The following is a 12,711-nucleotide window of genomic DNA, read 5'->3' as shown; positions in this document are numbered from 1 at the left end:
TCACAGACGGCAGAACAGGTCTTGGACCACGACGCGTGACCGCAGGAGGCTTGAAACGACGAAAGGAACTGACCATGAAGGTATTTCTGACCGGCGGTTCCGGCTACATCGGCCGGGCCACGATCAAGTCACTGCGCAGGCACGGCCACGAGGTGACCGCGCTCGCTCGCAGCGACCGGGCGGTCGAGACGGTCACCGCGCTGGGCGCGAAGGCCGTCGTCGGCGACCTGACCGACCTCGATGTACTGCGGGCCGGCGCGTCCGCGGCGGACGGCGTGATCCATCTGGGCGCGGTGAACAGCCCGGAGGCGGCGACGATCGACCTGGCCGCGGCCGAGGCCATGCTCGACGGTCTCGGTGGTCGCGGACCGTACGTGCACACCGGTGGCGTCTGGGTCTACGGCGACACCGACGGGGTGATCGACGAAAGCGCTCCAACGAATCCACCTGCGATCACCGCCTGGCGACTCGACAACGAGGCTCGGGTGCTCGCCTCGGCGGCCGCCGGTTCGCGTCCGGTCGTGGTGATGCCGGGACTCGTCTACGGGCGCTCGAACGGCCTGATCGAGGCGTTCTTCGTGGAGCCGGCCCGTACGGCGGGCGCAGTACGGGTGATCGGGGACGGGGGCAACCACACGACGCTGGTTCATGTGGACGATGTCGCGGATCTCTACGTGCTCGCGCTGGGGGCTCCGGCCGGTGCGGTGTATCTCGGGGTCGCACAGAACTTGCCGTTCGCGGAACTCGCACCGGCGCTGGCGCAGGCGGCGGGTCACGCCGGCAAGATCGAGCAGCTCAGCCTGGAGCAGGCGCTCGAGCAGATGGGCCCGATCGCGGAGGCGTACGCACTCGACCAGCAGCTCAGCGGCGACCGGGCCCGGCGTGAGCTCGGCTGGGATCCGGCCCACCTCGACGCTGTGGCAGACCTGGCCGCAGGACGCTAGGCGCCGACTGAGACGGTCGGCGTCAGAGGGTCTTGCGCATTTGTTGTGAGGTGACGACGTAGCCGAGCGAGTCGTACAGCGCGATCGCTGTGCTGTTGTTGCCGAAGACGTTCAGCTCGAGGTGCTCGAACCCTCGGCGACGGCACTCCTCCTCGCCGGCCAGCATGATCGAGCGGCCGTAGCCCTTGCCGCGCTGGTCCTCGTCCACCTCGATGCCGTAGATGAACGGGTTCTTCTTCTGCGTGCTGATCCACAGGTTGCCGACCGGCTCGCCCTGGTGGCACGCCATCCAGATCAGGTGGTGCTCGGTGTCCCGGCCGTCCGGCAGCAGCTTGGCGGTCGCCTGGCGGGCGACCTCGAGAGCGGTGGCGGGGTCGAGCCCGCGGGACGGGCCGATCCCGTCGGCGAACGACGCGGCGGCCCGCTCGCTCCAGGCGGCGAACTCGTCCCCGGTCAGCGGACGGAGGGTGACAGGCGGTGCCTTCGGGCTGCTCACCCGTAGGAAGATACCGCCGCGGCCGGCTCGGTGACACCCGGCCCAGAACCGCACTGCGATAGTCTCCGCGCCAGATAGTTGCCGCTGGCCACTGTCTGGCGCGAGGCCGCCGCTCCGTCCGGGAGCCAACGGGATCGACGGCGACAGCCCGGGATGGAAGCCGGCAGAACGGCGAGACCGCCGTGCACCTGGGCGAAAGGCCAGTGGTTGCCGACCGACGCGAACCCGGCTCTGCGGAAGGATGACCGGAACACCTTCTGGTCGGCAGAGGTTCCGTCGTACGGCGTGAAGGTGCCGCATGCCGGCGCCACCATCAAGGTGCTGACGCAGACCGGGACGTCGATGCGGATCCTGGTCGCCCGGTAGGAGGTTTATCGGCGGGTACTTTGACAGATGCCGCGGTTATGCAGACAGCCGTGCGGAACCCGACCACTCCGAGGTGTCTGTGATGGCTCACCTTCTCCGGACCCACCGATGAGGCGCAAGCCGCCCGCCGGGGCGGTCACCAAGGCGCCGGAGGGACTCCCGTCCCCGCTGCTCGAGAACTGGGAATGGCAGGACGACGCCGCCTGCCGTGACGTGAACCCGGAACTCTTCTTCTCCGCCGAGTCCGAGCGGGGCATGCGCAAGCACGCCCGCGAGGTCCTCGCCAAGTCACTCTGCGGCACCTGCCCCGTCAGGAGACAGTGCCGCGAGCACGCGGTCGTCGTCGGCGAGATGTACGGCGTGTGGGGTGGCACCACCGAGGAAGAACGCGAACCCGCTCTGCACGGTCGCCGCCGCTGATCCCCTCAGCTCTGGGTTACTCGCCGGTTAACATGGCGGCATGGAGCTGACTCTGGAGCTGGCCGAGAAGGTGCTCGCATCGCAGCCGTTCAGCGTGCTGCTGGGGACCAGGCTGGTCGCCTTCGGTGACGGCGGAGCGGTCCTCGAGCTGGACGTCCGCGACGATCTCCGGCAGCAGAACAGCTATCTGCACGGGGGAGTCCTGGCCTACGCCGCCGACAACGCGATCACCTTCGCAGGCGGTACCGCGCTCGGGCCGGCCGTGCTGACCGGAGGATTCACGATCACCTACCTCCGGCCCGCCGCGGGCGCGGTACTGCGAGCCGAGGCCCGGGTGGCGCACGCCAGCAGCAGGCAGGCGACGTGCACCTGCGAGTTGTTCGTCGTGGACGAGCACGGCGACACCATGCTCTGCGCCATCGCGCAGGGCACGGTGATCGCCGTCCGCAGCTGACCCGGGCCGGGTCTCAGTCGAACAGCTCGTCGAAGAACGACTTCTTCTTCTTGCGCTGCGGATACTGCTGGTCGTCGTAGCGGCGCTTGTCCTCGTACCGGCGGTCGTCGTACCGCTTCTCCTCGTACCGAGGACGGTCGTACTCCGGCTGGCGGGCGGGCTGAACCGGTTGGCCCGGCTGCGGCCCGTTGAAGGCGATCTCGGCGTCGACGAGCTTCTCCAGCTCGCCACGGTCCAGGAAGATGCCGCGGCACTCGGTGCACTGGTCGACAGTGACACCGCTGCGCTCGTACGTGCGCATCGAGCCTCGGCACTTGGGGCAGGTCAGGGTCTCCATTGAGACACTCTAGGTGACGAAAACGCCGGAACCCCGGGAGTTCAGCGAACTCTCAGGAACCGCTCAGCCGATCCAGCCCGGTGACGCCGAACTCGACCAGATGCTCGCGTCCAGCCGGGGGAGCGTACGGTTCCGGCCAGAAATCGGTGATCCGGGCGATCAGTTCGCCGCGGAGTTCGAAGTACACGAGGCCGACCAGCTCCTCGTCACCCACGGTGAAGTTCATCGACGCGGCGGCGGTGGCGCCGTCCGCGAGCAGCCGGGTCACGGTGAGCCGCCAGTCGCCCGGATACTCCCGGTTGAAGGCGACGTACTTCTCCCGGCCCGTGATCCGCTCGCTGGTCTGCGGCATCTCATAGACCACGTCCTCGATCAGCAGCCGGCCGAATTCGCCCCAGTCGCGCTCGCTCATCGTCTCGAAGTACAACCGGACCACGGCCCGGGTCTGCTCGGTGCCAGTCATGACGCGACCGTAGACCCCGCCACCGACATCGGCTGATGAGAGGATGCACGAGCCGTTTCTGAACCTTGGGGAGAACGATGGCTGAGCAGTCCGCGGGTTTGCTGGCCCGGCGACGGGCCCGCGGTCTGTGGGTCAAGGGCGCCAAGCAGCTGGGCTTCGCGAAGAGCGGCGAGGAGGCCGGTACGCCGGACAAGCCCGCCGCGCTGGACACCTTCACCCGTGCCCTCGAGCTGGATCCCGGGATGACGGACGCGTGGCTCGGCTTCCACGCGGCCGGCGGCGACCACGACACCGCGCTCGACAAGCTGGTCGCCGGGCTGGGCCGCTTCGGCGAGGAGCGCGACCAGGACAAGCGCCGGCTGAGCTCGACCTTCCAGGCCGGCTGGTGGTTCACCCACCCGCTGGAGACCACCGACCACGTCTGGCACGCGGAGGTCCTTCGCCTGCTCGCGGCGGGTGACATCGACCAGGCCGCGGAAGCCGCCGACAAGGTGATCGAGGGCACGCGACGGCACTTCCTGCTCTCCAACGTGGCGATGCGCCGCAAGCAGTACGACGTGGCGATCCACGAGCTCCGGCAGCTCCCGCAGGACGGGCACCTCGGCGCCGAGGCGGTACTGCGGCTCGGAATGCTGCTCGCCACGATCGAGCAGTGGAGCGAGGCGGAGACCCTGCTCCGGCAGGCCGCCGGGCAGCAGCTGAACAACCTCGTCCAGGTGGACGCGGAGTACTACCTGGGCTTCGTCTACCGCGGCACGAACCGCGAGGAGAACGCGCTCCGCCAGTTCGAGTGGGTCTACGAGCGGAACAACGCGCACCGGCAGGTCGCGGAGGCCCTCGCGGACTCCGACCTGCGGTTGGACACCCGTCCGGCGCCCCGCAGTACCGGGCCTCTCGCGCCGGTCATCAGGCGAGGCGTGCCGACCCAGCCGTCGCTGCACCGCCAGCCCGACTGGGGAGCGGTGCAGGGCATCCTCAACGAGCTCGATCGCAACGTCGGAATGGAGGACGTCAAGCGCCAGGTCTCCGCGGTCGCGGCCCAGGTGCGGGCCGGCCTGATGCGGGCCGAACGCGGCCTGCCCACCGCCAAGCTCGGCGGCCACCTGATCTTCGCCGGACCGCCCGGCACCGGCAAGACCACCGTCGCCCGCGTTGTCGCCCGCCTGTACTGCGCGCTGGGCCTGCTCGCCGCGGACACGGTGATCGAGACCGACCGGTCCGGCCTGGTCGCCGAGTGGATCGGCCAGACCGCGGTGAAGACGAACGAGGTGGTCGACTCCGCGCTGGACGGCGTGCTGTTCATGGACGAGGCGTACGCGCTGCGCAAGAAGGGCACCGGCAACGACTTCGGCACCGAGGCGATCGACACGCTGCTGAAGCGGATGGAGGACGACCGCGACCGGCTGGTGGTGATCGTGGCCGGCTACTCCGAACCGATGGCCGAGTTCCTGGAGGCCAACCCCGGCCTCCGTAGCCGCTTCTCCAGCCGCATCGACTTCCCCCGCTACACCGCCGACCAGCTCCGCGAGATCGCCTACCGCTTGGTCCAGAAGCGCGGGGACCACCTGACCGAGTCCGCGATGGCCAGCCTGACCGCCGTCCTCGACCAGGTCTGCTCCAACGGCCGCATCGACGAACTGGGCAACGCCCGCTTCATCCGCACCGTGCTCGAAGCCGCCGCCAAACACCGGGACCTCCGCCTCTTCAACTCCCCGGGCATCCCCTCCGACGAAGCGCTGGTGACGCTGGACGCCTCCGACCTGAAGGCTGCCGTCGAGGAGATCCTGAGCTTCTAGTCACCAGCTCGCCACACTCGGCAACCAGGTCGGCCTCGACACCCCGGCTGCCATCGGTTGTTCAGGTTCCGTTTGCCGCAGGGCCGTCGGCCGGGGAGAGGATCAAGTCGCTCCGACGGCCACCGCGGCGGTCTGCTCGAGGAACCCGCCGGAGACCACGAGCTCCGCGCGAACTCGCGTGTACCGAACCTCGGCCGACGTCGAACGGACGTCCGCCCACGAATGCCCCAAGGAGCATCCGCATGTCTCTCGCTCGCCGTTCCGTCCTCCGCGGTGCCGCCGGCGCCGGTGCCGCGGGCGTCGGCTTCGCCGCCGTCGGCGCTGTCCCGTCGCTCGCCGAGGCGACGCCCCGGCCGCAGCACCAGCCGTTCCCGTCGCACCGCCCGTTCCCGCCGCTGATGGACGACCCGAAGGGCCTGCTGGCGCTGCCGCCGGGCTTCAAGTACACGGTCGTCACCCACGCCGGCGAGACCAAGCTCAAGTCCGGTCAGCCGACCCCGAGCCTGCACGACGGCACCGCCGCCTTCGACGACGGCCGGAACTACCTGCTGATCCAGAACCACGAGATCGGCGCCAACGACCCGCTGGGCGTGCCGCAGATCGCTGGCACCGTGTACGACGCGGGCGTCGGTTCGGCCGGCGGCTGCACGGTCATCTCGGTCGACAAGGACGGCCGGAACCGTGGCGAGTGGGTCGGTATCTCCGGGACGCTCACCAACTGCGCCGGTGGCCCGACGCCGTGGGGAACCTGGATGACGTGTGAGGAGACCGAGTCCAAGGCCAACGGCACCACCCGGCTCAAGGACCACGGGTACGTCTTCGAGGTCTGGGCCGACGGCGAGACGGCGCACCCGGTCCCGCTGAAGGCGCTCGGCCGCTACGCCCACGAGGCCCTCGCGATCGACAAGTCGCGGACCCACATCTACCTGTCCGAGGACGCCTCGGGCCCCAACGGCCTGTTCTACCGGTGGTCCGGACCGCGCGGCTACAAGCTCAGCTCCAAGAGCTGGAAGGACCTCGTGGACGTCAACTTCGGCACGCTCGAGGCGATGGCCATCCTCGGAGACGACGGCAAGCCGATCCCGGACGTCGCCTACCTGACGTCGGCCCAGTTGCTGCGTCCGTTCCGGGTCGCCTGGGTGCCGGTGCCCGACCGTGACGCGGTCTCGGTCTCGGTCCGCAAGCAGCTCACCGACGACAAGGTCACCCGGGGCAAGAAGTTCGAGGGCGTCTACGGCACCGACGAGGGTGTCTACGTGGTCAACTCCTTCGCCGAGGGTGGTTCTGCAGACCTGCCGGCCGACGCGGTGCCGCACGACGGCATGGTGTGGTTCTACAACTACGAGGCGAAGACCATCCAGCTGGTCACCTACTTCCCGGAGAGTGCCGCCGCCAACAAGGGCACCGAGGCGAAGTACAACGACTACAACTTCGACGGCCCGGACAACGTCACCGTCACCCCGTGGGGCTCGCTGGTCCTCGCCGAGGACGGCAACGCCAGCAGCCACGTACTGAGCTCGACCCCGGGCGGCCCGACCTACGCGATCGCCCGCAACATGCTCAACGACTCCGAGTTCACCGGCCCGACCTTCTCCGATGACGGGAAGGTGCTCTTCGTCAACATCCAGACCCCGGGCATCACCCTCGCCATCACCGGCCCTTGGCGCGACTACCTCGGCTGACAGCTGTTCCAACGACAAAGCCCCGCCCGGCGCGCGCTGCGCCGGGCGGGGCTTGTTGGTTCTGGGTCTACTTGAACTTGGTGAGGAAGGTTTTGAGGATCGGCCCGGCCGCCTTGGCTCCGGAGGCGCCGCCTTCGACGATGACGGCGAAGGCCACGTCACCGCGGTAGCCGACCATCCAGCCGTTGGTGATGACCTTGCCCTTGGAGACGAGTTCCGCGGTACCGGTCTTCGCCGCGACCGCGCCGTTCGCGGCCAGTACGTGCGCGGTGCCGCCGGTGACCGTCGTCCGCATCATCGTGCGCAGCGCCGCAGTCGTTGCTGCGGGCAACGGTGAGGCGGCGGCGCCGGCCGGGTCCTTGCCGGGGACGAGGACGGGGTTGAGCGCAGTACCGTGCTGGACCGCGCCGGCCACCATCGCCATCTGCAGCGGGCTCGCCGTCACGGTGCCCTGGCCGATCATCGAGGCCGCTTCGGCGACGTCGTCCTTGGGCGCCGGCACCTCGCCGCCGTACGCCGGGATCGACAGCTTCAGGTCCTTCCCGAAGCCGAACATCGCGGCGGCCTTGGTCATCCCGTCGGAGGGCAGCCGACCGTGCTGGGAGATGAAGGCGGTGTTGCAGGACTCGTTGAACGCCTTCTGCATGGATCCGTTGCCGTACGCCGCGAGGCCGTCGTAGTTCTTGAAGGTCTTGCCGAACACGTTGATGGTGTTCGTGCACGGCAGCGCGGTGTTCGCGGTCTCCCCGCTGCCCATCAACGCGGCCGAGGTGACGATCTTGAAGGTCGAGCCTGGCGCGTAGTGACCCTGGAAGGCGCGGTTGTAGTTCGTCGCGTCCGGTCCGTTGGCGGCGGCCAGGACCTGCCCGGTCGACGCCTGTACCGCGACCAGCGACGCCGGCAGCTTGCTGGTCGCCAGAGCGGCCTCTGCGGCGCGCTGCAGGTTCGCGTCGAGGCTGGTCTTCACCGGTACTCCGGCCTTGCCCTGCTGCGAGAAGACCGTCTTGATCGCCATCTTCGTCTTGCCGTCGCGCAGGGTCACGGTGCCGCCCGGGGTGCCCGCGAGCTGCTGCTGGTACGCGTACTGCAGACCCGTGGTACCAACCTGGTCCGCGCTCGAGGCGGTCGGTCCGGCGTTCTTCAGGGTCTCCTCGGTGGCGGTCTTCATGGTGCCGATCACCGAACGCGCGAAGGTCGAGGTCTCCGGCAGCGACTGGGTGCCACCCATCGTCAGCACGCCGGGCAGCTTGCCCATCGCCGGGCGCAGCTTCTCCCACTCCTCGGCACGGATCGTGATCGCGTCGACGAACTGCCCGGCCGGTGCGGCGACGGCGCGCGCCTTCAACTTGGCGCCGTCGACGTCCAGATTCTTGGTGAAGGCCGCGTACGTCGCGGGGGTGGCCACGTTGCCCGAGGCGACTCCGACGATCACGACCGGGCGGTTCGCGGTCAGCGCGCGGCCGTTCCGGTCGAGGATGGACGCCCGTGCGGGCAGGGCGCGAACCCGCTTCAGGTAGTTCGCGTCGCCCAGCCCCGGGTAGATGGTGTCGCCGGAGGCCTTGATCTTCCAGGCGTCGCCCGTCTTCACCGCGGTCGCGGTACTGGTCCACTTCATCGTGCCGATGCCACGCAGTACGGCCTCGACGGCGAGTTCCTGCGTGCAGGTGTTGCCGTCGGAGCAGTTCGGCTCGCCCTGCGGTGTCACGGTGGCGGACTGGGCGACGAGCGCGGTGTCCACGCCGTCGAGCCGCGGTCCGAAGGTGGTCGGCGCGTCGGTCAGCGCCGCCGCCTCGTCTGGTTTGCCGTTCGGCGCCCAGGCCTTCACCCAGGCGGCGGCGAAGCTTTTCACCGCTTCCGCGGAGGCTTGCTTCTCGTTGTTCGGATCGGCTTTCCCTCCGCTGTCCGGCTTGCTGTCGGAACAACCAGCGGTAACGAGGACAGCACTCAGACAGACGATGGCAGCAGTTCGCTTCACGTTCTCAACTCTCGCACGGCGACGGGTACACACCTGGAACAGTCTTCGGCGTGTGGCTAGCCTGCCACGAGAGGAAAAATACTCAGTCGCGGCCTGCCCGGACACTTCTACGACGCGCGATGCGGTCGTGAAGTTGACCCGAACCGCCCGATCCGGCAGTGATTGCCGAGACGAATCCCCTTGATCTACAACGGCAATCGGCGGTCAGCCGAGCTGGATGACCGCGAAGCGGGCGCCCTCGGGGTCGGCGAGCACCGCCATCCGGCCGAAGTCGGTGTCCAGTGGATCGCCGACGAGCTTGCCCCCGCCGCGTTCCACCTGCTCGACGGTGTGGTCGGTGCTCGCGGTAGCGAAGTACGGCAGCCAGTGCGGCGGCGTGCCGGCGGCGAAGTACGGGTGGAACGCCCCGGTCCCGGCGACGGGGCGGTCGTCGGCGTACAGGGCGGCGTACTGCGTGTCGATCTGCTCCGCGCGGTAGCCGAACACGGCGGTGTAGAACGTCTTGGCGGTCTCGTAATCGTCGCTCAGGGCCTCGCTCCAGACCAGCATGCCGGGATCGGCGCGGCGCGCGCTGCCGATGTGTTCGGCGGCCTGCCAGAGGCCGAAGATCGCGCCGTTCGGGTCGGCGGCGATCGCCAGCCGGCCGTGCTCGCCGATCTCCCGCGGCTCCGTCAACGCCTCGCCGTGTTCCGCGGTGACGGCCTCGAGGGTGCGTTCCAGGTGATCCGTCGCGAGGTACGTCGTCCAGCGGCTCGCGAGGTGCTCTGTCTCCGGCTGCTTCGGGCCGATTCCACCGACATCGTCGCCGTCGAGCCTGCAGACCCAGTAGTCACGCGCGCCCTGGTGTTCGCAGGTCCACCCGAACAAGCCGGAATAGAAACGTGCAGCCACGGCGGCGTCGTCGGCGGCCAGGTCCACCCAGTTCGGGGTACCCGTCGGCCACGGCACGCTCCGATCAACCATCGGGTCCTCCTGCCGGATTACGTTATCCAGAACAGCCTCGCCAAACCTGCCAGGGCACACCGGCCACGTCGAGAAAATCCTGCGCGGATCGCGTAACGGTTAGGTCACTGCTGGCGTATTCTGCACGATTGTGACCCGCCTAGCACTGCACAGCCGGCTGATCCCCGGCACCGAGGACGCCTACGAGGTCGAGCACGCCCGCGTCTGGCCCGAGCTGATCACCGTGATGAACCAGGCCGGCATCCAGGACTGGACCATCTGGCGCAGCGGCCGCGACCTCTTCCACCTGGTCGAGTGCGACGACTACGAGGCGGCCGTCGCCCAACTCGCCGACGACCCGGTCGACCAGCGCTGGCAGCAACACATGAGCCAGTTCGTCGAAAGCTTCGCCCAGAACCCCGACGGCCTCGCCGGGCACTCCCTGCGACTTGTCTGGACGATGTCCGAACAAACCGACTAGGCGAGCATCTCCCACACGAGCACTTCGGCTCCGTCCGGCCCAGCCGTGACGAGTTGCCCGTCGGAGGCGACCACCCGCGCCGCGTCCGCAGTACCGAGGTCTCCGGCGCCCTCCAACGTAATGGTGCCTAGGGCAACGAAGAGATGCACGTACGGCGCTCGCGGCAACAGGACCGACTGGCCAGGGGACAGTCGGGCGGCGTACAGGCCGGCCTTGCGCTGGTTGATCCGGATGGCGGCGTTGGTCGCGTGTTTCGGCAGGCCGGAGGCGATCGGGACGAGCTCACCCGTCGCGAGGATGTCGTCGACCTCGGCTTGCTGGTACGTCGGGTCCAGGTCGACCTCGTCCGGCCGGACCCACATCTGCACATACCGAACGGGTTCGCCCGCGTCGTTCCGCTCGGAGTGCTGGATGCCGCTGCCCGCACTCATCCGCTGGGCCAGCCCGGGATACACGATGCCGCTGTGCCCCTCGGAATCCTGGTGCACGAGCGCGCCCCGCAGTACCCAGGTGACGATCTCGAGATCCTGATGCGGATGCGTGTCGAACCCGGTGCCCGGAGCAACCACCTCGTCGTTGTGCACCATCAGCAACCCGAACCCCACGTTCGCGGGATCGTAGTACGGCCCGAACGAAAACGAATGCCGCGAGTCGAGCCACTCGTTTTGGGTACGGAAACGGTCGTCGGCCCGGCGGATGTCCACCCTCTAGTAATACCTGGTCCCACGGCTGAGGCGCTCATCTGGCTAGCTGATCCCGGCGGCGACCGCGTACTCTGCCGTCGGCATGCAGCGGCTGCCTTTGTTCCTGGGGGGTACGACGGATGCGTCGAGTTGGGATGGGGCTGGCGTGCGCGCTGGCACTGTCTGCATGTCACTCCACTGATCAGCCTGCGGTCGAGGAGCGCGCCGCCGAGCAGCCGGTGGGCAGCCTGTGCGAACGGGTGCGGCCGACGCTCACAGGCACCTGGAAGGCCGAGGACGTGCCGGCGACGTTGAATCCGCTATCGGACAGCTGCTGGCTCACAGACTCCACGAACCCGAACAACCGATTCCGGATCTCGGTCTCGGTGCTTCCGACGACGGCCAAGGAGACGGCTGAGATCCGCCTGGCCGAAGCAGCCGGGTTGCGCGGCGTCTACGTCGCGAAGCAGGTCGACGGTGGTGTCGGACCGGGTTCCTGGGCGATGAATCCTGCGGCAGTCGGTCCGTGGCTGGTCTTCCGTAGCGGCGAGCTGCTGGTGAGAGTCGCGCAGGACACCAGCGGGCAACTGGACGCCGTCCAGGCAGTCGCCAGGACCATCATCAGCCTGCCGGGCGGGATCCCCGAAGCTCCTGCCGTGGTTCAGCGCCCGGAATGCGCGCCGGGCACCGCGGCCGCCGAGAAAGTGCTTGGCACCAAGGCCGCGGCTTGTCGAGATGCCCTGGTCGACGGATTCGCACACTGCCTCTGGGGTTCGACCACCAGGACCGCCTTCACCCGCGCCGGGGAAGCCGCCTCCGACCAGGGCCTGAACTTCACCTATGCGAAGGACGCGGGAGCCGATTCATGGACCGGGGTCCGCGCGGTGAAGGTCGGAGCCCAGGGTTGGCAGCAGTCCGATGGCTTCACCGTGTACCGCGTGGGCAAGGACACCTTCGTGAACGTAGGTGCGGCACCCACCTCAGCAATGCGCCCAGCCGAAACCCTCGCTCTCGCCCGAGCGATCCTTCCGGTGTACGGCGGTTGAGTTTCACGGCACCCGCCGAAGTACAGGTCGGTTAGTAGTAGCCCTTTTCGCCGTCGAGGAGTTCTCGGATGGTGTCCAGGTGGCCGATGTGGCGGGCGGTTTCCTCGAGCATGTGGAGGAGCATCCAGCGGAGGGTTGCCTGGGCCGAGCCGAAGTCGGGGTGCTTGCCGGTCTCGTCGAGTGAGTGGGCGGCGATGATGTCGTTGGACTGGGCGCACTGCTGCTCGAAATCGTCCAGCAGCTTCGCGAGCGGGACGTCGTCGACCATCATGTCGGCGTCCTCGGGCTCCTCCTGGAACTGCGGGTTCCCCTCGAAGGACTCGCCGAGGAAGAGGACGTTGAACCAGCAGTGCTCGGTCCAGCGCATGTGTGAGACGAGCCCGGCCATCGTCATCAGCGGCGAGGTCGACAACACCGAGCGGTGCTCGTCGGCCTCGGCGAGCCCTTCGCACTTGTAGCGCACGAGCGCGCGCTGCATGTCCAGCCATCCGACCAGCTGGGTCCGTTCGTCGGCCACGAAGGGCGGACGCTCACGCGAGATCGTCATACCGGCGGACGCTATCGCGCCCAGCTCCACCGCCGCATGGCAATTACCAGGCCAGGGCCTGCTGATTGTCGGGTTCCGG

The 12,711-nt window shown here is 68.5% G+C and carries 15 protein-coding genes; 8 read left to right on the top strand and 7 right to left on the bottom strand.

Annotated features, from left to right (window positions below):
- The first annotated feature begins 74 nt into the window (after positions 1-74).
- A complete protein-coding gene (locus ACFPJ1_RS05090; RefSeq protein WP_380101663.1) occupies positions 75-944 on the top strand; it encodes an NAD-dependent epimerase/dehydratase family protein in 870 nt (289 codons plus the stop codon).
- A 22-nt stretch (positions 945-966) separates the two neighbouring features.
- Here ACFPJ1_RS05090 and ACFPJ1_RS05085 read toward each other — a convergent pair whose 3' ends face one another.
- Positions 967-1,440, bottom strand: coding sequence for a GNAT family N-acetyltransferase (locus tag ACFPJ1_RS05085; RefSeq protein ID WP_380101662.1), 474 nt, complete (start codon positions 1,438-1,440; stop codon positions 967-969).
- A gap of 207 nt (positions 1,441-1,647) precedes the next feature.
- Between ACFPJ1_RS05085 and ACFPJ1_RS05080 the strand changes: the two genes are divergently transcribed.
- The 3 genes from ACFPJ1_RS05080 to ACFPJ1_RS05070 all read left to right on the top strand — a co-directional run bounded on the left by ACFPJ1_RS05080 (position 1,648) and on the right by ACFPJ1_RS05070 (position 2,680).
- On the top strand, positions 1,648-1,806 hold the full coding sequence (locus ACFPJ1_RS05080) for a hypothetical protein (RefSeq protein ID WP_380101661.1): 159 nt from the start codon (positions 1,648-1,650) through the stop codon (positions 1,804-1,806).
- A gap of 108 nt (positions 1,807-1,914) precedes the next feature.
- Complete coding sequence (locus tag ACFPJ1_RS05075; RefSeq protein ID WP_132191678.1) at positions 1,915-2,226, top strand: WhiB family transcriptional regulator; 312 nt, start codon at positions 1,915-1,917, stop codon at positions 2,224-2,226.
- Between the two features lie 40 nt (positions 2,227-2,266).
- On the top strand, positions 2,267-2,680 hold the full coding sequence (locus tag ACFPJ1_RS05070) for a PaaI family thioesterase (protein WP_380101660.1): 414 nt from the start codon (positions 2,267-2,269) through the stop codon (positions 2,678-2,680).
- A 13-nt stretch (positions 2,681-2,693) separates the two neighbouring features.
- Here ACFPJ1_RS05070 and ACFPJ1_RS05065 read toward each other — a convergent pair whose 3' ends face one another.
- Together ACFPJ1_RS05065 and ACFPJ1_RS05060 are read right to left on the bottom strand one after the other, a co-directional pair.
- Entirely contained in the window at positions 2,694-3,017 is a 324-nt protein-coding gene (locus tag ACFPJ1_RS05065) for a TFIIB-type zinc ribbon-containing protein (RefSeq protein WP_380101659.1), read from the bottom strand.
- A 52-nt stretch (positions 3,018-3,069) separates the two neighbouring features.
- Complete coding sequence (locus tag ACFPJ1_RS05060) at positions 3,070-3,480, bottom strand: nuclear transport factor 2 family protein (protein ID WP_380101658.1); 411 nt, start codon at positions 3,478-3,480, stop codon at positions 3,070-3,072.
- 77 nt (positions 3,481-3,557) lie between these two features.
- Here ACFPJ1_RS05060 and ACFPJ1_RS05055 point away from each other — a divergent pair, with 77 nt between their 5' ends.
- Together ACFPJ1_RS05055 and ACFPJ1_RS05050 are read left to right on the top strand one after the other, a co-directional pair.
- Positions 3,558-5,276 carry an AAA family ATPase gene (locus ACFPJ1_RS05055; RefSeq protein ID WP_380101657.1) on the top strand — a complete coding sequence of 573 codons (1,719 nt, stop codon included), beginning with the start codon at positions 3,558-3,560 and terminating at the stop codon, positions 5,274-5,276.
- Between the two features lie 242 nt (positions 5,277-5,518).
- Complete coding sequence (locus ACFPJ1_RS05050) at positions 5,519-6,958, top strand: alkaline phosphatase PhoX (RefSeq protein WP_380101656.1); 1,440 nt, start codon at positions 5,519-5,521, stop codon at positions 6,956-6,958.
- 67 nt (positions 6,959-7,025) lie between these two features.
- On the opposite strand, the gene ACFPJ1_RS05045 is transcribed toward ACFPJ1_RS05050, so the two are convergent.
- The gene (locus ACFPJ1_RS05045) at positions 7,026-8,933 is read right to left on the bottom strand and encodes a penicillin-binding transpeptidase domain-containing protein (RefSeq protein WP_380101655.1); all 1,908 of its coding nucleotides are present in this window, start codon (positions 8,931-8,933) and stop codon (positions 7,026-7,028) included.
- Positions 8,934-9,137: 204 nt separating this feature from the next.
- Entirely contained in the window at positions 9,138-9,896 is a 759-nt protein-coding gene (locus ACFPJ1_RS05040; protein ID WP_380101654.1) for a VOC family protein, read from the bottom strand.
- Between the two features lie 130 nt (positions 9,897-10,026).
- On the opposite strand from ACFPJ1_RS05040, the gene ACFPJ1_RS05035 reads away from it, so the two are divergent.
- Positions 10,027-10,356: an L-rhamnose mutarotase gene (locus ACFPJ1_RS05035; protein ID WP_380101653.1), complete on the top strand. Its 330-nt coding sequence runs from the start codon at positions 10,027-10,029 to the stop codon at positions 10,354-10,356.
- On the opposite strand, the gene ACFPJ1_RS05030 is transcribed toward ACFPJ1_RS05035, so the two are convergent.
- A complete protein-coding gene (locus ACFPJ1_RS05030) occupies positions 10,353-11,060 on the bottom strand; it encodes a pirin family protein (protein ID WP_380101652.1) in 708 nt (235 codons plus the stop codon). The genes ACFPJ1_RS05035 and ACFPJ1_RS05030 overlap by 4 nt on opposite strands.
- 119 nt (positions 11,061-11,179) lie before the next feature.
- On the opposite strand from ACFPJ1_RS05030, the gene ACFPJ1_RS05025 reads away from it, so the two are divergent.
- On the top strand, positions 11,180-12,085 hold the full coding sequence (locus ACFPJ1_RS05025; protein WP_380101651.1) for a hypothetical protein: 906 nt from the start codon (positions 11,180-11,182) through the stop codon (positions 12,083-12,085).
- Between the two features lie 31 nt (positions 12,086-12,116).
- Here ACFPJ1_RS05025 and ACFPJ1_RS05020 read toward each other — a convergent pair whose 3' ends face one another.
- Positions 12,117-12,632 carry a DinB family protein gene (locus tag ACFPJ1_RS05020; RefSeq protein WP_380101650.1) on the bottom strand — a complete coding sequence of 172 codons (516 nt, stop codon included), beginning with the start codon at positions 12,630-12,632 and terminating at the stop codon, positions 12,117-12,119.
- Positions 12,633-12,711 lie beyond the last annotated feature (79 nt).

This window comes from Kribbella qitaiheensis, assembly GCF_042657745.1.
Lineage (GTDB): Bacteria > Actinomycetota > Actinomycetes > Propionibacteriales > Kribbellaceae > Kribbella > Kribbella qitaiheensis.
Note: the sequence above shows the minus strand (reverse complement) of the source record. Positions and strands in the feature narration are given on the sequence as shown.

What these genes read in the sequence shown, in the direction of transcription:
- ACFPJ1_RS05070 (WP_380101660.1), top strand. Translation starts at nt 2,267, where the DNA reads ATGGAGCTGACTCTGGAGCTGGCCGAGAAGGTGCTCGCATCGCAGCCG.
- ACFPJ1_RS05090 (WP_380101663.1), top strand. Translation starts at nt 75, where the DNA reads ATGAAGGTATTTCTGACCGGCGGTTCCGGCTACATCGGCCGGGCCACG.
- ACFPJ1_RS05060 (WP_380101658.1), bottom strand. Translation starts at nt 3,480, where the DNA reads ATGACTGGCACCGAGCAGACCCGGGCCGTGGTCCGGTTGTACTTCGAG.
- ACFPJ1_RS05025 (WP_380101651.1), top strand. Translation starts at nt 11,180, where the DNA reads ATGCGTCGAGTTGGGATGGGGCTGGCGTGCGCGCTGGCACTGTCTGCA.
- ACFPJ1_RS05055 (WP_380101657.1), top strand. Translation starts at nt 3,558, where the DNA reads ATGGCTGAGCAGTCCGCGGGTTTGCTGGCCCGGCGACGGGCCCGCGGT.
- ACFPJ1_RS05050 (WP_380101656.1), top strand. Translation starts at nt 5,519, where the DNA reads ATGTCTCTCGCTCGCCGTTCCGTCCTCCGCGGTGCCGCCGGCGCCGGT.
- ACFPJ1_RS05075 (WP_132191678.1), top strand. Translation starts at nt 1,915, where the DNA reads ATGAGGCGCAAGCCGCCCGCCGGGGCGGTCACCAAGGCGCCGGAGGGA.
- ACFPJ1_RS05040 (WP_380101654.1), bottom strand. Translation starts at nt 9,896, where the DNA reads ATGGTTGATCGGAGCGTGCCGTGGCCGACGGGTACCCCGAACTGGGTG.
- ACFPJ1_RS05065 (WP_380101659.1), bottom strand. Translation starts at nt 3,017, where the DNA reads ATGGAGACCCTGACCTGCCCCAAGTGCCGAGGCTCGATGCGCACGTAC.
- ACFPJ1_RS05020 (WP_380101650.1), bottom strand. Translation starts at nt 12,632, where the DNA reads ATGACGATCTCGCGTGAGCGTCCGCCCTTCGTGGCCGACGAACGGACC.